General features: G+C 69.1%; 16 protein-coding genes. 10 read left to right on the top strand and 6 right to left on the bottom strand.

Annotated elements, in window-relative coordinates; all coding sequences use genetic code 11:
• Positions 1-17: 17 nt before the first annotated feature.
• Positions 18-2,471 carry an acylase gene (locus ACVTJA_RS27900; protein ID WP_465824079.1) on the bottom strand — a complete coding sequence of 818 codons (2,454 nt, stop codon included), beginning with the start codon at positions 2,469-2,471 and terminating at the stop codon, positions 18-20.
• A 183-nt stretch (positions 2,472-2,654) separates the two neighbouring features.
• On the opposite strand from ACVTJA_RS27900, the gene ACVTJA_RS27895 reads away from it, so the two are divergent.
• The 3 genes from ACVTJA_RS27895 (at position 2,655) to ACVTJA_RS27885 (ending at position 5,791) form a co-directional block, all read left to right on the top strand.
• Positions 2,655-2,936 carry an FtsB family cell division protein gene (locus ACVTJA_RS27895; RefSeq protein WP_465824076.1) on the top strand — a complete coding sequence of 94 codons (282 nt, stop codon included), beginning with the start codon at positions 2,655-2,657 and terminating at the stop codon, positions 2,934-2,936.
• Positions 2,933-5,098 (top strand): sensor domain-containing diguanylate cyclase, encoded by a 2,166-nt coding sequence (locus ACVTJA_RS27890; RefSeq protein WP_465824074.1) that lies wholly within the window; start codon positions 2,933-2,935, stop codon positions 5,096-5,098. Before ACVTJA_RS27895 ends, ACVTJA_RS27890 begins: the two co-directional genes overlap by 4 nt.
• A 165-nt stretch (positions 5,099-5,263) precedes the next feature.
• Complete coding sequence (locus ACVTJA_RS27885; protein ID WP_465824073.1) at positions 5,264-5,791, top strand: hypothetical protein; 528 nt, start codon at positions 5,264-5,266, stop codon at positions 5,789-5,791.
• Positions 5,792-5,858: 67 nt separating this feature from the next.
• On the opposite strand, the gene ACVTJA_RS27880 is transcribed toward ACVTJA_RS27885, so the two are convergent.
• Positions 5,859-8,117 carry a di-heme oxidoreductase family protein gene (locus ACVTJA_RS27880; protein ID WP_465824072.1) on the bottom strand — a complete coding sequence of 753 codons (2,259 nt, stop codon included), beginning with the start codon at positions 8,115-8,117 and terminating at the stop codon, positions 5,859-5,861.
• Between the two features lie 233 nt (positions 8,118-8,350).
• Between ACVTJA_RS27880 and ACVTJA_RS27875 the strand changes: the two genes are divergently transcribed.
• Genes ACVTJA_RS27875 through ACVTJA_RS27865 form a run of 3 tightly spaced genes read left to right on the top strand, consistent with a single transcriptional unit; the run spans position 8,351 to position 11,255 of the window.
• A complete protein-coding gene (locus ACVTJA_RS27875) occupies positions 8,351-9,136 on the top strand; it encodes a class I SAM-dependent methyltransferase (protein WP_465824070.1) in 786 nt (261 codons plus the stop codon).
• Positions 9,137-9,162: 26 nt separating this feature from the next.
• Entirely contained in the window at positions 9,163-10,353 is a 1,191-nt protein-coding gene (locus tag ACVTJA_RS27870) for a DmpA family aminopeptidase (RefSeq protein WP_465824068.1), read from the top strand.
• Between the two features lie 23 nt (positions 10,354-10,376).
• Positions 10,377-11,255, top strand: a complete 879-nt coding sequence (locus ACVTJA_RS27865) for an aminotransferase class IV (protein ID WP_465824066.1) — start codon at positions 10,377-10,379, stop codon at positions 11,253-11,255.
• 61 nt (positions 11,256-11,316) lie between these two features.
• Here ACVTJA_RS27865 and ACVTJA_RS27860 read toward each other — a convergent pair whose 3' ends face one another.
• Positions 11,317-12,222 (bottom strand): LysR family transcriptional regulator, encoded by a 906-nt coding sequence (locus tag ACVTJA_RS27860; protein ID WP_465824063.1) that lies wholly within the window; start codon positions 12,220-12,222, stop codon positions 11,317-11,319.
• A gap of 233 nt (positions 12,223-12,455) precedes the next feature.
• On the opposite strand from ACVTJA_RS27860, the gene ACVTJA_RS27855 reads away from it, so the two are divergent.
• The 4 genes from ACVTJA_RS27855 to ACVTJA_RS27840 are packed head-to-tail and all read left to right on the top strand — an operon-like array spanning position 12,456 to position 14,507.
• Entirely contained in the window at positions 12,456-13,472 is a 1,017-nt protein-coding gene (locus ACVTJA_RS27855) for a zinc-dependent alcohol dehydrogenase family protein (protein WP_465824062.1), read from the top strand.
• Between the two features lie 44 nt (positions 13,473-13,516).
• Positions 13,517-13,669, top strand: coding sequence for a cupin domain-containing protein (locus ACVTJA_RS27850; protein ID WP_465824060.1), 153 nt, complete (start codon positions 13,517-13,519; stop codon positions 13,667-13,669).
• A 14-nt stretch (positions 13,670-13,683) separates the two neighbouring features.
• Entirely contained in the window at positions 13,684-14,019 is a 336-nt protein-coding gene (locus tag ACVTJA_RS27845) for a carboxymuconolactone decarboxylase family protein (RefSeq protein ID WP_465824057.1), read from the top strand.
• A gap of 47 nt (positions 14,020-14,066) precedes the next feature.
• A complete protein-coding gene (locus ACVTJA_RS27840) occupies positions 14,067-14,507 on the top strand; it encodes a cyclophilin-like fold protein (protein ID WP_465824056.1) in 441 nt (146 codons plus the stop codon).
• 72 nt (positions 14,508-14,579) lie between these two features.
• Here the strand turns inward: ACVTJA_RS27840 and ACVTJA_RS27835 are convergent, their stop codons facing one another.
• The 3 genes from ACVTJA_RS27835 to ACVTJA_RS27825 all read right to left on the bottom strand — a co-directional run bounded on the left by ACVTJA_RS27835 (position 14,580) and on the right by ACVTJA_RS27825 (position 17,189).
• Positions 14,580-15,173, bottom strand: coding sequence for a Uma2 family endonuclease (locus ACVTJA_RS27835; RefSeq protein ID WP_465824053.1), 594 nt, complete (start codon positions 15,171-15,173; stop codon positions 14,580-14,582).
• Between the two features lie 121 nt (positions 15,174-15,294).
• On the bottom strand, positions 15,295-16,602 hold the full coding sequence (locus ACVTJA_RS27830; RefSeq protein ID WP_465824052.1) for a glycerophosphodiester phosphodiesterase family protein: 1,308 nt from the start codon (positions 16,600-16,602) through the stop codon (positions 15,295-15,297).
• A gap of 137 nt (positions 16,603-16,739) precedes the next feature.
• Entirely contained in the window at positions 16,740-17,189 is a 450-nt protein-coding gene (locus ACVTJA_RS27825; RefSeq protein WP_465824050.1) for an alpha/beta hydrolase fold domain-containing protein, read from the bottom strand.
• Positions 17,190-17,243 lie beyond the last annotated feature (54 nt).

Below are 17,243 nucleotides of genomic sequence, written 5' to 3'. Positions count from 1 at the left end.
GCAAAAACGCGGCGCGTCTACTCCTGCAACACCGTAACGGTGAGCTCCGGGTCGCTGGCGATGTCGGCCTCGGTGAAGCGCATGTCCACCCACTGCTTGCGGGAGAACATCCACGTCTGGTCCGCGAAGTACGGCGAGGCCGGGTTGCTGGACTGCGAGTAGGCCAGCAGCGAGCGGCCCACCGGGCCCGCGTCCGTGAAGGACACCACCATCACGAAGCTCGTCCCGAGGAACGGCTTGTACGTGTAGTCCTGCTGGAGCAGTCCGCCCATCTGGTTGAAGCAACCCTCCGCGTCGTAGCAGCCGTGGTAGGGGATGCGCGCGTCGTCGCGGTGCACGCGCTGCACGGTGCCCAGGGCCACGTCCAGCGGGAGGCCGCGGTCCCGCATCACCTGCACCGCGGTGCCCAGCGCCTGCACCACCTGCGGGTGCAGCGTGTTGAGGCCGCGCGGCGTGTTCACCGGGTCCGTGGGCAGGAAGGGCACGGCGTACGGGCCGCCCGTCACGGGTGGCAGGCGAATCATGAACAGGCGCCACAGCACGCCGCCCGCGCTGTCGAGGTCACCGCGCAGGTTCCACTTCTCCAGCACCGGGCATGCCGCGCGCACGTCCACGAACCGCCCGTCCTCCAGCAGGATGAACGGGTTGAGCTTGCACATCGTCACCGCGGCGTCGCGCAGCAGCTCGCCGGAGAGGTTGCGGTTGTTGAACATCACCGTCTGGAGCTGCTCCAGCGTGAAGCGCTTCCCCTCCAGTCCGTCCGTGCCGGCGAGGCGTCCCTGCACCATCTTCAGCCCCAGCCGGGTGCGCAGGCCGCGCGCGGTGTTCTCGTCGCCGATGATGCGGTCATAGCCGGTGAGCGGCTGCGCCGGGTTGGCCAGCCAGTAGCTGTCGTTGGAGTTCGTCACATAGTCCTGGCGCACGAGGTGCGGCATGCGGCCCGGGCCGAACATGCCGGGCAGCACCGCGTCCGCGTCCGAGCCCCACTCGCAGTCCGGGCGCGTGCCGTCCAGCACCGGCAGGTGCGCGGACTGGTAGACGAGCAGCGCCACCGGCGACACCACGCAGCGCGCCACCTTCTCGTCCGTGACGTGCGGGACGATGGCCGAGTCCGCGTAGTACGCGCGGCCCTGGTCGTCCGCGGCCACCGTGTTCACCCAGGGGATGCCCTGCCAGTAGTCCTGCGCCTGCCGCAGCTCATCCACGTTGCCCGCGCGGTTCATGGCGAGGAACTGATCCAGCACGCGGAAGTTCGTCGCGTTGAGGTCGCGGAAGGCGTAGCCGGTGAGCTGGTTCCACGTCATGTACCCGTCCGGGTACTCGAACATGGGCCCGAAGCGCGTCCAGTAGAACGTGTGAGTGCGCGGCTCCAGCGTCCCGTCCGCGTTGCGCGCGAGCACCGTGGTGGGCCTCGGCGTCATCTGCTGAACCTGTCCGTCGTAGAAGTACGACGTCGGAGTGCCCGGGACGAGCTTCAGCTCGTACGGCGTGAAGCGGAAGCCCGTGGACACGGTGTGGCTCCAGGCCACGTGCGCGTTGTGGCCGATGAGCACCACCGGCACACCGAGGAGGCTGGCTCCGCTCACGTCGAGCTGGCCCGGCAGCGTGAGGTGGACCTGGTAGAAGCGCTCGGAGCCCTCCCACGGGAAGTGGGGATTGCCCAGCAGCATGCCGCGCCCGTTGCGCGTGCCCTCGCGGCCCAGGCCGATGGCGTTGCTGCCCAGCCCCAGGTCCTTCGGCGTCGGAATGGTGCCGGCGGGGAGCACGTCGGGCAGGGTGATGGGCACCGGCAGGACGCCGTCCGGCAGCGGCCCGGGCGGCTGCGCGTCGACGATGTTGTCGAGGAACGCGGTGGAGCTGGCCAGCAGGCTGAGCTGGTAGTAGCGCCGGTAGAGGTCCTGCTCGGTGAGGGGCCGCACCCAGGCCGCGCCCCGGCAGCGCGGGTCCGGCAGCCCGTCCACGCCCGTCTCGCGCAGGTAGCGGTTGAAGCCGGCCGTGTAGCCGCGCACGAGCTCGCGCATCTCCGCCGAGGGGCCGCGCGGCGGCGGCTGCGCCAGCAGCGCCTCCACCGTGCCCGCGTTGTTGATGGACTGGTAGAAGAAGTCGCTCTTCAGGTTGTTGATGTTGCCGCCCAGCGTGGCGGGGTACGTCGCGTCCGGCCCGAAGTACCGCGAGCGCTGCGCGTTGACGGTGACGACGACCTCCGCCAGCTCACACAGGTTGTCCTGCGCGAAGGCGTAGCCGTACCCGTAGCCCAGGCTGGCGTAGTCGCCGGCCAGCACGTGGGGGATGCCGTGGGACGTCCGGCGGATGGTGGCGGAGAACCCGCCCGTTTCGGCCAGCTTCACCGCGGGCAGCGACGGCGCCGGGGCGGCGGCCGTGGCGCTTCCGCCGTCACAGGCGGAGAGCAGGAGGAGGGCAGCCAGTGGCGCGATACGGCCACGGCGCCTCGGTTCAGGGATGGGATTCACGTTGGAGCTCCTGGCGTCGAGACGGAGTGAGACGTCGGGTCTCCGTGGCCCCAGGCTCGAGCCCACGGGGAGCCCACGTCTCCTCGGACAGATTGTGCGAGAGGGGGCCGGCTGGATCGCCTGCTACATGCCTGGAGCGGTTTTCTTGCGGGGCAGGGGGTCGCTGGTACCTTCGGCGCGTTCATGACGGCGCGGCGAAAGTTCCTGGTGGCGGCGGTGGGAGTGGCGGGGGCGCTGAGCCTGCTGTCCGTGGCGGACGCCAAGGGCTTCCGTCGCTACATGGCGCTGCGCCAGGACGTGGATGCGCTCCAGGAGCGCAACCGGACGCTGGCCGAGCAGAACGAGTCGCTGCGGCAGGAGATCAACGCCTTGCGCAAGGACCCGGCCGCCCTGGAGCGGGCCGTGCGCGAGGAGCTCGGCTACGTGAAGCCGGGAGAGATCGTCTTCCACCTGGAGTCCCCATGACGTCGCTGACCTCGTTTCCGTCTCCCGGAAGGTTGCTGCGTCACGCGGTGAGGGCCATCCCTCCGGCGGCGGCGCTCGCGGTGTTCATCCACCTGGCGCGCGGCGGCTTCCGCGGCCTGCACACGCTGGAGTGGACCGAGGCCGCCCTGGTGGGCTTCCTCCTCGTCGGCATCGCCGTGGCCGCGTGGCGCCGCGCCATGCGCGGCTCGGTGGGCGCGGTCATCGACCTGCGCGACGATTTGGAGCTGGGCGGCGGGCTCATCGCCGCGGCCTTCATCGTCGTGGCCATCGGCGGCGGTGAGCTGTTCCCGATTGTGTATCTCCTGATGGCCTTCCTGGTGGCGTTCCTCCCTCGCAACGCGGGGCTGACGCTGCTGGGCGTGGCGCTGGTGTTCGACGCGCTGGTGACGCTCGGCGGGCACGCGCCGAACTTCGCGGGCTTCGCCACGCACGCGGCCTTCCTGGCGCTGTTCTCCGGGCTGTACCACCTGGTGCTGGCCACGCGGATGGCCGCGGCGCGCCGGGCGGAGAGCGACGCGGTGCAGAAGCGCATCCGCGAGGTGGAGGAGCGCGCGCGCACCTTCCGCCTCGTGTCCTCCGGCACGCAGGACAGCTTCAGCGGCATGAGCAGCGACGAGAAGTGGCTCGTCGCCTCGGTGAAGGAAGTGGAAGGCGCGGTGCAGGCGGCGCTCGAGATCGCCGAGACGGGCCTGCGCACGCACACCTGCGTGGCCTTCCTCCTCACGTCGGATGACCGCAGCCTCAAGCTTTACGACTGTCGCTCCGGCTCCGAGCGCGTGCAGCGCGAGCGCTTCTCCGCGGGCGAGGGCATCATCGGCGGCGTGCTCAAGCGCCGCGCGCCGGTGCGGATGAACTCGCCGCACGGCCTCAAGGGCGTCACGTACTACGAGAGCGGCGGCCCCACGGTGCAGGCGCTGCTCGCGGTGCCCATCATCGAGGGCAGCGGGCTGGTGCGCGGCGTGCTCGTGGCGGACCGCGTGGGCAACGAGCCCTTCAGCGACCAGGACGAGAAGCTCCTGTCCATCATCGCCGGCGAGGTGCTGCGCTCCATCGAGGTGGAGCGGGTGATGAGCTACATCCGCAAGACGCGCGACGAGAAGGACCGGTTCTTCCGGGCCATCGAGGAGCTCAACCGCGCGGGCAACCCGGACCAGGTCTTCGTCGCCGTGCTGGAGAGCGCGCGGCACCTGGCGGGTCTGGACTTCTGCGCGGTGACGCTGGTGTCCGAGGTCGAAGGCAAGCGGATGCACCGCGTGGTGCGCATGTCCGGCGTCACCGCCCAGGGGCAGGCGCTGGAGGGACAGTCCTTCGAGGACAACAACGGGCTCGTCGCCAACGTGGTGCGCTACGGCGCGCCGCTGCCGGGCCGCGACATCAAGGCGATGGACCGGCAGATCATCTTCGACGACGAGACGCAGATTCGCGGCCTCGGCGCGCTGAAGATCTTCCCGCTGATGGCGGGGGACCGGATTCTCGGCACGCTCGTCGCGGGCTCGCGCAAGAAGTCCGTGTTCGAGCAGGACGTGCTGCGGATGATTGAAGTCATCGCCATCCAGGCCGCCCAGGCGGTGCTGCGCGCGCAGCTCTTCGAGCAGATGGAGCGGATGGCCACCACGGACGGCCTCACCGGCCTGTTCAACCACCGCACCTTCCAGGCGAAGGCGGACGAGATTCTGGCGCAGGCACGGCGCTACCAGCGCAAGTGCTCGGTCATCCTCACCGACGTGGACCACTTCAAGAGCGTCAACGACACCTACGGCCACCCCACGGGAGACCAGGTGCTCAAGGGCGTGGCGCGCATCATCAAGTCGCTGGCGCGCGACACCGACGTGGTCGCCCGCTACGGCGGCGAGGAGTTCGTCATCGTCATGCCGGAGACGGACTCCAAGGGCGCCTACACCATCTCCGAGCGCATCCGCGAGGCCGTGAAGGCGGAGACCTTCCAGACCGAGATGGGCCCGCTGAAGATCACCATGTCGCTGGGCATCGCCACCTTCCCCGACCACGGCATGGAGAAGCAGCAGCTCATCGACCTCGCGGACCAGTGCCTGTACCACTCCAAGCGCAACGGCCGGAATCAGTCCGTCACCGTGGAGAAGATGCAGGGCGGCAAGAAGCTCCAGATGGCGGACGCTTCCTGAGTCACGCACGCGCGGCAGCACGGGAAAAGTGCGTGGCACGCGGAAAGTATTTCTCATCTTATCGCAATACAGTGGCGTTTTGATTTGGACTGACTCCGGGGCTCGGCTATCCCCTGCGCACCCGCCGGGCACCTTGTCCGGTGGGCATCCCCCCGGAGGAAGTCCATGAAGCGTTTCACCCTCCCGTCGTTCCTCCTGAGCAGCGCCCTGTTCGTCGCCTGCGGCCCCTCCGCGGCGCCGGAGCCGCAGCCCACCGGGCCGGCCACCACCACCGAGCAGTCCATCACCCACATCGAGCTGGTCGAGACGGCGCTGGACGCGCAGCTCGCCGCCACCGCCGCGCAGGTGGGCGCTGACGTGCACGCGCTGGAAATCAACGAGCCCGTCACCGGCACGGTGAGCCCCGCCGACGCGGCGCCAATCGCGCTCGAGCTGGTGAGCGACCCGCGCCTGCCCTGGGTGTCCGGTGGTGTCACGCTGACGCGCGCGCAGGTCCGCTCGCAGATTGGCACCACGTTGGCCAACGACATCGAGCGGTACATCAACACCGGTGAGAGCTACACGGCGTACGTCTATGGCTGGAGCCGCGAGACGCAGCCGGACTACTGCTCCACGGGGCGCTTCTGGACGCTGGTCTTCAACCAGGCGCGCTTCGTCATCACCGTGGAGGTCAGCGGCGGCAACGAGTGCTGAGGTGAGCTGAAACCACGGAGCCCGCCCCGCTCCCTGTCAGGGCGGGCTCCGTGCAACTACGCGCTACCTACAGCGACTGCAGGAACTTGAGCAGCGCGGCGCGGTCCGCGGCGCTCATGCTGGTGAAGGCGTTCTTCGCGTTCTGCGCCTCACCGCCGTGCCAGAGGATGGCCTCGGTGAGGTTGCGGGCGCGGCCGTCATGCAGGTACGCCTCGCCGCCGCTGACGCCCGCCGTCAGGCCGATGCCCCACAGCGGAGGCGTGCGCCACTCGGAGCCGGTGGCCAGGCCCTCGCCGAGGTTGTCCGCCAGCCCCGTGCCCATGTCGTGCAGCAGCAGGTCCGAGTAGGGGTGGATGGTCTGTCCGCGCAGCTCCGCGTTCGGGTGGTACGGGCTGGTGGTCAGCGTCGCCGTGTGGCACTTCGCGCAGCCCGCGCTGGAGAACAGCGTCTCGCCGCGCAGGGCCGTGGCGTCACGCAAGTCCCGCCGCGCCGGCACGCCGAGCAGGGCGATGTAGCGCGTGAGCTTGTCCAGGTCGGACGCGGACAGCTCCGTGCTCGTCCCGGAGCAGCCCGTCTGCTGCGCACCGCAGTCCATGGCCGTGAAGATGGGCGACGTCACGCCCATGTCGTTCACCAGCGCGTCGGCAATCTGGTGCTTCAGCTTCGCCGCGCCCGCCTTCCAGCCGAAGCGGCCCAGCCGCGTCGCGCCCGTCTCCGGGTCGCGCAGCGTCTGCATCTTCCCGGAGATGCCGTCCGCGTTGCTGTCGTTCGGGTCCGCCAGCGCGGCGATGGCGCTCTCCGGTACCGCCTCCAGCAGGCCCATGCCCACGAGCTGCGGGGTAATGCGGGCCGAGTAGTTCGTGGGCGTGACGTTCACGAAGCCATAGGCCGGCTTGCGGAGCTGGTACGCGGTGCCGTCACTGAAGGTGCCGCTCGTGGTTGCCCACCCGGAGATGCGGACATCCGCCTCGGGCGTGCCGCTGGTGCGGCGGGGCTGCAAGCGGTAGCCGAGGAACGCATCCGCCCCGCCGCTGGCATTGCCCACCTTCACCACGTAGTTGCCCAGCGTGGTGTTGACCGAGGCGGGGGGCAGGCCGCGGCCGTTCTGCACGTGGCAGGAGATGCAGGACGCGGACACATAGTTCGGCCCGAGCTTGCCCGCCTGCGCGGTGAAGACCGGGTTGGGCTGCTCGGAGTGGCTGCCGTCCCCAAAGTTCGTGTGGTGGATGCGCCGGCCCTCGACGAAGGGCTGCGCATTCACGGGGGCCATGTTCAGCGCCATCTGCAGGAACCGGTTGTCCGGCTCGTTGGACATGGGCTGGTTCTGCGTCGTGCGGCCGCCGCTCCAGCCGGCCTCGGGCATGGCGAACGAGTCCTCCGTCGCGCCGGACACCTCGAACGGGACGATGCCGCCCTGTCCGACGATGTAGAGCATGGCCGTGGAGTAGTAGTTGAAACGGCCTTCCACCGGCTGCCGAAGGAAGACCCCCACCTCGATTTCCATCCGGTCACCGACGCGGATGGCCCGGCCTTCCTTGGCGTTGAAGTTGACGCTGGCCGTGTAGAGGTAGTCATTGACGGTGGTGAAGTCGGCGTTGTGGAAGTACTCGGCCACGGTGTTGAGGCCGCGGAAGAACGCGCGGAAGTCCGGGCTGTCGTACGGGTAGATGGTGCGCAGGTTCACGACGATGCGGCTGCCGCCCTTGGCCACCTCGTCGACGATTTCGATGCTGTGCGTGCGGTTCTGGAAGTAGAGCTGCAGGTAGTGGTCGTAGGCCTGGTACTCGTCCTCGCGCGCGTGGCGGTCGCGGACGCGGTCACCGATGCGGGTGATGAGGGCCGTGGCCGTATCCTCCACGGTGGCCGGCTCCAGCGCGGTGGTGTTGTCGAAGAGCGGGACGATGTTTCCCGTCGGAGGAGGAGGGGGCTGGCCCGCATCCGTGGAGCCCGCGTCAGGCGTCCCCGAGTCGGGCGTGCCGGCGTCCACCGGTGGCGGCGGCGTGCCGGAGTGCGTGTACCGCGTCCACGTGGTGTCGCGAGCACAGTTGCAGGTCACGTCCCAGTACGTGAACGAGTAGTCGATGAAGTCGCCCGCGACGAGCCCCGTCACCGCGTACTCGTTGCGGCCGTTGGTCACCGCCATCCGGATGTTGAGCTGGCCTCCGTTGTTCTTGATGTAGTGGATGTCCGCCCACGACGTGGTGTCGACGTAGAAGAGCGCGGAGGAGCCCGACGGCGTGACGCCGTAGGTTGCCGCGAATGCGTCGCACGCGAGCAGCGTGGCGACGAGAACGACCACTGCAAGTCCTGCGGTTCTGTTGCGCATGGTTTTCTCCCCAGCGAGCCACTCCGCACGACAGAGCCACATTCTCCATCGTCCGAAGTAAGTCGGGTTTTAGCCGAGTCGATAAGAATTCCTATGAATTTCGGTAAGCGGGGTTGGCCCTGTCGGCTGTGCGACGTCGAACGCGGCGCGTCGAGCCGCTTGCCGCAAAGCGTCAGCTCTGCTCGACGGAGGCGTTGCCACGGGCGCGCTGTCGGGCAGGATGCGCGGCGGACATGGCGCCGATTCCGCTCGCGGTGACGACCAGCACGAAGGTGGACGCGGACCAGATTCGCGAGGCGCGGGCCGTGGCTTCGCGCTGGGGCCTGCCGTTCCTTCCCCGGCGTTCGAAGGAAGGCGTTGCTCCGTGGTTCGGCGTGAAGGCGGACGCGCTGCTGGTGGTGGGTGTGGACGGCGTCACGCTGTGGGACAAGGAGGGCTCGTTCGGGTTCCACGCGGGCATGGCGCACCTGCGTCGCATGCGCCTGCGCGACGGCGAGCCGGATGCCTTCGTGCGCGTGGCGGAGCTGCGGCCCGGGGACTCGGTGTTGGACTGCACGCTGGGGCTCGCGCAGGACGCGCTGGTGGCGTCGCTGGCGGTGGGCCCTTCCGGGCGCGTGGTGGGGCTGGAGAAGAGCCTCGCGCTGAGCGTGGTGGCCGGAGAGGGACTGCGCCGCTACGAGCTGGGGCCGGACTCGGGCCCCATCGAGGTGATGCACGCGGATGCGCGCGAGTACCTGAAGACGCTGCCGTCCGGTGCGTTCGACGTCGTGTTCTTCGACCCGATGTTCGGGAAGCCGAAGAAGGCGCAGCCCGCGTTCGAGGTGCTGCGCCGCTTTGCCGAGCACGCGCCGCTGACGCCGGAGACGCTGGCGGAAGGGCGCCGGGTGGCGCGGCGCTGGGTGGTGGTGAAGGGCGCGCGGTACTCGGATGACCTGAAGAAGCTCGGGCTCGAGCCGGAGCCGGGCTCGCGCTTCACGGATGTCGTCTGGGGACGGATGGGGCCGGTGCCGGTTCCGTAGGGCAGCTTCCTGTCTGGAGGTGGAGGATGCGCGGCGATGCACTGGCGTGGTGCGTGCTGGGCCTGCTGCTGTGCGGGCCGGCGCATGCGCTCGCGCCGAAGGAGGAGAAGATGGCGGACGAGAGGAAGGCTCCCACGGAGCCGCGAGTGCGCGCGCGGGAGCTCGGTGTGGCGCCGGGCATCTTCACGCCGGGGCCGCACAACGGAATCACGGACGTGGCCGGTGTGCGGGTGGGGCACGCCACGGTGATTGCGGGGGACTCGGTGCGCACGGGCGTGACGGCCATCCTCCCGCACGGTGGCAATCTGTTCCGCGAGCGCGTGCCGGCCGCCATCCACGTGATGAACGGGTTCGGCAAGCTGCTCGGCAGCACGCAGGTGAACGAGCTGGGCGAGCTGGAGTCTCCGGTGCTGCTCACCTGCACGCTGTGCGTCTGGCGCGTGGCGGATGCGTTGGTGGGCTGGATGCTGGAGCAGCCCGGCATGGAGGACGTGCGCTCCATCAACCCCGTGGTGGGCGAGACGAACGACGGGCGCCTCAATGCCATCCGCACGCGGCCGGTGGGCGACAAGGAGGTGCGGGCCGCGCTCGCGCAGGCCACCTCGGGGCCGGTGGTGGAGGGCAGCGTTGGAGCGGGGACGGGGACGGTGGCCTTCGGCTGGAAGGGCGGCATCGGCACGTCGTCGCGCGTGCTGCCGAAGAAGCTGGGCGGCTACACGGTGGGCGTGCTGGTGCAGTCCAACTACGGCGGCGTCTTGCAGGTGATGGGCGCGCCGGTGGGCAGGGCGCTCGGGCGCTACGCGTTCCAGAAGGACGTCGAGGAGCGCGGTGACGGGTCCATCATGATGGTCGTGGCCACGGACGCGCCGCTGGACCACCGCAATCTCCGGAGGCTCGCGGAGCGCGCCACGCTGGGACTGGGTCGTACGGGCTCGTCGGCGTCGAATGGCTCGGGGGACTACGTCATCGCATTCTCCACGGCGACCTCGGTGCGCCGGGCCTTCAACGCCGAGCGGATGACAGTGGAGACGCTGGGCAACGACGCGGCGTCGCCGCTGTTCCGGGCGGTGGTCGAAGCGACGGAGGAGGCCATCTACAATTCGCTCTTCATGGCCAGCACGGTGAGCGGGAATGGACAGAAGGTGGAGGCCATTCCGCTATCGAGGGTGCGCGAGGTGCTGCGCCAGCATGGAATCGGCCCGGCTGCGACACCCTGAGACACGAGCACTCGGAGGCGCGATTGCACGTCTATCTGAATGGAGAGTTCCTCCCGCTGGAGCAGGCCCGCGTGTCGGTGGAGGACCGGGGCTTCCTCTTCGGGGACGGCGTGTACGAGGTGACGCGCGTGCTCCCGAGCGGACTGTTCGCGGATGAAGCACACTGGGAGCGGCTGCAGCGAGGCATCAAGGAGCTGAAGCTGTCGGTGCCCGAGGGCTTCACGCGGGCGCGGGTGCGCGACATCAGCCAGCAGCTCCTGGAGGCCAACGGGCTGACGGGACGGCAGGCGACGGTGTACCTGCAGCTCACCCGAGGCGCCGCGCCGCGCACCCATTACTTCCCGCCAGCGGGGACTCCGCCCACGCTCTACCTGTCCGCCTCACCGTTCCAGGTGCCGTGGACGCAGCGCAAGGAGGGCGTGAGCGCGCTGATGCTCCCGGACCTGCGCTGGGCCCGGTGCGACTTGAAGACGGTGAACCTGCTGCCCAACATCATGGCCAAACAGCAGGCACGTGAGGCCGGCGTGTTCGAGGCCCTGCTGGTTCGAGATGGCGTCATCACCGAGGGCGCCTCCACGAGCGTGTTCGTCGTGATGGACGGAGTGCTCCACACGCACCCGAAGAACCCGCGCATCCTTCCCGGCGTCACGCGAGACATCGTGCTGGACCTGGCGCGTGAGCTGGGGATGCCGGTCAAGGAGCAGGCGGCGGCGGTGAATGACCGGGGCCGGTACCAGGAGGTGTTCCTCGCCGGGACGACCACGGACGTGCAGCCCGTGGTCGCGGTGAACGGAGCAAAGGTAGGGGAGGGGAAGCCGGGGCCGATGACGCTCGCGCTCCAGCGGGCGCTGCTCCAGCGCATGGGGCTGGAGGCGCCCGCGGACCTGGGGCCGGAGAAGTAGGCCGAGAAACGGGGCAGCGCAGTCGCGCCCCAGGTGCCACGGAGCTTCGCGAACGGATGGCTCACACCGCCCTGACGGAGAGCTCGCGTGCCGCTTCGATGAAGAGGCGCAGGGGCGCGGAGCGCTGCGCGCGGCTGGGGAAGTATAGGAAGTAGCCGGGCACGGTGGGCGCATAGGCCTCGAGCACCCTCACGAGCCGCCCCGCGCGCAAATGCTCCTGCACCGCTGGCTCGAAAGCGTACGCCAGGCCCATGCCTTCGGCCGCCAGTGCAAGACTGGCCATGTGGTCGTTGGTCACGACGCCACCCCGCACGGGCACGCGCCAGTTCCTGCGCCCGCGCTCGAGTTCCCACACGTAGAGCACCCCCGTCGTCTGTGAGCGGAAGGTGATGCACTCGTGGCGCAGCAGGTCCTCGGGACGCTGCGGGGTGCCGTGGCGCTCGAGGTAGCTCGGGGCCGCCACCACCACGAAGCGGAAGGCGTCGGTGAGACGCACCTGCACCATGTCACGCTCGATGGCCTCGCTCAGCCGCACGCCGGCGTCGTAGCCCTCGGCCACGATGTCCACGAAGCGGTCCTCGATGACGATCTCCACCTCCACGCGCGGGTGTCGCTCGCGGAAGGTGGGCAGCACCGGGGTGATGAGGAAGGGCATCGCGGCCCGCGGCACCGACAGCTTGAGATGTCCCACCGCCTCTCCCGGCTGGGCCGAGACCTCGTTGAGTGCGGCGAGCACCTGGCCGAGACCGGGACCCGCGCCCTCCACCAGGCGCCGACCGGCCTCTGTCAGCGACACGCTGCGCGTCGTGCGGGTGAGGAGCACCACTCGCAGCTGCTCCTCGAGCTGGCGCACGGACTGACTCACCGCGGCCGTGGAGACGCCCAGCTCGCGCGCAGCGCCGCTGAAGCTGCGCAGGCGAGCCACCGCGAAGAACACCTGCAACTGCGGAAGGAGGGCCGTCTTCATCGAGCGAGCTCCTGCGAGACCCTGGAGACTTCGCCGCACGTGGGAAGGCGCACGGCACTTTCAATCATCGCTTAACAGCCCATTAGCCGCCGCACCTCTAGTGCCGTGCGGGGGTGAGGCGTACTTCATGGGGTGTCCCCAGCACTCGCCTCGACGCCGTGCCACGCGCGGTGCCGGGGGAGAGGCAACCGAGACAGCAGCCCCTCGGCCCAAACCCAGGAAGGAGCCCGCTCATGCGAGCAACCGTCATCCATGCCCCCCGCGACGTGCGCTTCGAAGAGCGCGCCGACCCGAAGATCGTCCAGCCCACCGACGCCATCCTTCGCTTGTCCGCCACCTGCGTGTGCGGCTCCGACCTGTGGAGCTATCGCGGCATCAACGAAGTCAAGCAGCCGACTCCGATGGGGCACGAGTACTGCGGCATCGTCGAGGAGGTCGGAAGCGCCGTCACCTCGATCAAGCCCGGACAGTTCGTCATCGGCTCGTTCTTCGCTTCCGACAATACGTGTCCGCACTGCAAGGCCGGCTACCAGTCGTCGTGCCAGCACCGCGAGCCCGTCGTCGGCGCGCAGGCGCCCAGGGTTCGTGTGCCGCTCGCGGACGGGACCCTGGTGGCCACGCCCGAGGTTCCTCCGGACGCGCTGATTCCCAGCATGCTCGCGGTCTCCGACGTCTTCGGTACCGGTTGGTTCGCCGCCGATGCGGCCAACGTGAAGCCGGGAATGACCGTGGCGGTTGTCGGCGATGGCGCCGTCGGACTGCTCGCCGTCCTGTCCGCCAGGCAGATGGGCGCGGAGCGCATCATCGCGATGAGCCGCCATGCGCCGCGGCAGAAGCTCGCTCGTGAGTTCGGCGCGACGGACATCGTGACCGAGCGCGGTGACGAAGGCGTCGCCCGCATCAAGGAGCTGACCCGGGGCGTCGGCGCGGACGCGGTCCTCGAGTGCGTGGGCACGCAGGAGTCGATGCAACAGGCGATTGGCGCCACGCGCCCGGGCGGGTTCGTGAGCTACGTCGGTGTCCCGCACGGCGTGAAGCTCGACGGGCAGGGCCTGTTCTTCTCTCACGTGCATCTTCACGGTGGTCCGGCTCCGGTGCGCCGCTACCTGCCCAAGCTGATCGACCTCGTGCTGAGCCAGAAGGTCAACCCCGGCAAGGTCTTCGACCTGACGCTACCGCTCGAGCAGGTCGCGGAGGGTTACCGCGCGATGGATGAGCGCCGCGCCATCAAGACGCTGCTGCGTCCCTGACACTCGCGGAGGACTCAAGCGCGCGGTCCGCGACGGTGCGAGTCATGGTGGTGTGGATTCCGCCCGGACAGAAGCACTGGCACGGCGCCTCGCCCACCACTGCCATGACCCATCTGGCCATCCAGGAGGCGCTCGACGGCAAGGTCGTCGAGTGGATGGAGAAGGTCACCGACGCGCAGTACAGCGCGCAGCCCTGAAAGGAGAACGCAACATGCGCACCACCGAGAAGCCCGCCACCGCCGCCCAGAAGGCCATCGGCGATTTCGCCCCCAAGCTCGTCGAGCTGACCGACGACGTGCTCTTCGGCGACGTCTGGGAGCGGCCGCAGTTGTCCAAGCGCGACCGCAGCCTCATCACCTGCGCCGCGCTCGTGGCGACGGGCAAGACGGAGCAGATGGGCTTCCACTTTCCTCGCGCCATCGAGAACGGCGTGACGCAGGAGGAGCTCGTCGAGCTCATCACCCATCTGGCGTTCTACGTCGGCTGGCCCAACGCCATGTCCGCCATCGCGCGCGCCAAGGAACTCTTTGGGAAGAAGGCGCCTTGAGCGCCGCGTCTTCCTCGTCGCGCCCACGAAGAACCCGGGTGGCCGTCATGGCCGTGCTCGCCCTCGGCCTGAACCTGCCGGCACTCATCGTCCACGCGCGGCAACGTACCCCTGTCGAGACACGCACCATGAAGATTCGCCTGAGAGTGGGAGACGAGGTCCTGAACGCCACGCTGCGCGACAACGAGACCGCCAGGGACTTCGCCTCGCTGCTCCCGCTCACGCTGACGATGAACGACTTGTTCAAGCGCGAGAAGTTCGCGCATCTGCCCAGGGCCATCTCGGAAGGGGGAGGGCGGACGCAGACCTATGAGGTCGGTGACGTCGTGTACTGGCCTCCCGGTCCTGACCTGGCCATCTTCTATCGCCACGATGGCCAGACCATCACCAGCGGCGGCGGCATCATCGTGATGGGCAGGCTCGACTCCGGAGTGGACGCGCTGAACGTGCCGGGCTCCGTCAAGGTGACGGTGGAGCTCGCGAAGTAGATGCACCGTAGCGCGCCGCGCACTTGCCAGGGACGTGCCCGCGGGCTCGTGAGCAGCTCCAAGCTGTCTCGACTAGGGGTGGGCCGCGCCGCCTGGCCCGGGTGTCCACAGGCGCCCCAGGTCCAGCGAGACGTCTTCGAACGGTGCCTCGCGAATCACCGTGTTCCCGCCGTACAGCGCCGTCCGCACCCAGCCATTCTTCCCGCGTCCGTACACTTCCAGCGTGCGGCGCACGGGGTCGATGAGCCACGCGTGCTGCACGCCCTCGCGGTGGTACAGCGGCATCTTCCGCACGCGGTCCACCGTACGCGTGGAAGGGGACAGCACCTCGCAGACCCAGTCCGGCGCGACCGTGAGCCACGGCGTCTCCGGGTCGGCTGGCTCCGGAAACCGCTCGCGGCGCCATCCCGCGAGGTCCGGCACGACGACGTTCGGCTCGAAGTGCAGCTCCGGCTCGGCGCGGAACCACCAACCTCCCGGCCCCGTCGGAGTCTCCTCGACCTGGGTGGCCAGGAGCGCGCCGAGCCACATGGAAACCTTCAAGTGCCCGACTGCGGGCCGCGGTGACGCGTACAGCTCCCCCGCGACGATTTCCCCCACCCATCCTGGCGGAAGAGCCTCGATGTCCTCGTAGGAAACCGGCTTCTTCCCCTTGTCCTGCCCCATACGCACGCCTCCCGGAGAAACAACCTGACAGGTTGCTGGTATGACACCCGATGTAACGGGGAGTCAACCTGTCAGGGCGGGAGTCTACGGAGGGGTCTGACATTCACCGCCAGCGCGGCGCCTACAGGCCCATGCAGTTCGCGTAGTACGTCACGCTGCCGGGCCAGTCGCTGAAGATGCCGATGACGCCCACCTGCCGGGCAAGCACGTCGAGCGCCACGTACATGTCGCCGTCGTTGTTAATCGCGGGCGCCACGGACTGGTAGTAGAAGCCGCCGCCGCCCTTGAGGGGACCGGCGCGCTCGAAGGACCAGGTGATGATCTCCAGCCCCGCGGCCCGCGCGGCCTTCGCGTACGCCGAGGGGACGATCTTCCCCGCCGAGTCCAACGTCAGCAGCACGTAGATGGGCGGCGCGATGACCTTCACGCCCGAGTCCACCAGCTCGTCCATGCTCGGAATCCACGTGGTCGGGTTGTTCGGGTCGAAGATGGTGCCCGGAATCTCGTAACGGCCGTCCAGGTACACGCCCTGCTTGCCAAAGCGCGGCTCGTGCTGAATCCAGTAGAGGACGTCGTTCAGGTCGAACGACTGCGGCCACACGTCATCCGGGTCGACGCGCGCCTGCTTGTACTCGTTGAGCATCTGCTGCGCGTACATCTGCTGCGTGTACTCGCCCTCAAACGGCATGGGGACGCTGGGCGCCTTGAGCTCGGGCGTGAACTTCACGTTGAGCTTCTTGAAGAGCTCGATGCTCTCCTTGTGCGAGAGCACGGTGCCGCAGGCGGAGTACAGGTCCGTGCGCCAGTTCGGCGTGCCGCCGAGGTACTGGGCCACCGTCGTCGCGGCGGGGTTGGCCGCGTCCATCTTCCCGCAGAGCTGCTTGAACTCGGCGAGGGTGATGTCGCTGGTGCAGCACAGCGCCGAGGCCGCGCGGCCCGTGGTGGGGTTCGCCGGCTGGAAGGGCTGCGTGCACTTCGCGGCCAGCGCGGGGATGGCCAGGATGTTGGTGGTGGTGTGCAGGTCGCACTGCGAATGACGGCACACGAGCTGACGGTCCTTGGTGAAGGTGACGTCACACTCGAGGATGCCGGCGCCCATGCGGGCCGCGGCCTCGTAGGACTCCTTGGTGTGCTCGGGGAACTGGAGCGGGGCGCCGCGGTGGGCGATGGAGAACTCCGTCTTGTAGAACGGGCCCTCGGAGCACTGCTGCAGCTTCCGCTTCAGCGCGCTCTCATCCATGTCCTCGACGAGGTAGTACGGGCGCGGGCCCACCTGCACGTTGATGCGGCGCTGGGGCTTGCGGCCGAACAGCTCGATGCGGCTGTCGTGCGCGTCGTCCTGGTTGTCCTTCGCGGACACGACGGAAGGGGAGGCGAGGCACGCGGAGAGGGTCACCGCGGCGAGAGTCATCAATCTCGTCGGCGTCATGAGGCGCACGGCTCCTTGCGGGAGTTGAGGGTCGGAAAGCGCGCGCACCTTGCAACTCCTGGATGAAGCCATGACGTCAAGAGTCCGCCACGATTCGAGGACGGACGTGTGAGCGTTATGCCACGAAGTCTCGCGCGTCAGCCGAGCCGTCCGCGCACGAAAGCGCCCACCTGTTCCATCGCGCGGCGGGCCTCCGGCACGTACCGCGTGAGCGCCTGCCACACGTGCCACATGCCGGGCCACACCTCGAGCGTGACGTCGGTGCCCGCTTCGCGCGCCTTGCGCGCCACCGTCTCCGAGTCGCTGAGCAGGATTTCGAGGTCCCCCACCTGAAGGTAGAGCGGAGGCAGACCGTGCAGGTCCGCGTGCACGGGCGACACGTACGGATGGCGCGGGGACGTCCCGGCCGCGTACATCCGCGCGGATTGCAGCAGCCCGTCCGGCGAGGGGAAGAAGGGGTCCACCCGGGCACGCGTGGTGGCGGACTCGCCCGCGACCTCCAGGTCCATCCACGGGGACAGCGCCACCACGCAGCCGGGCAGCGGGCGTCCCTCGTCACGCAGCTTGAGCGTGGTCGCGACGCTCATCCAGCCACCGGCGCCGCTCCGCCAGCGTGGCGCCCCTACCCCGCGACGTCCTGC

It is taken from the genome of Pyxidicoccus sp. M6, assembly GCF_055568925.1.
This window is presented reverse-complemented; position numbering and strand designations above follow the sequence as displayed.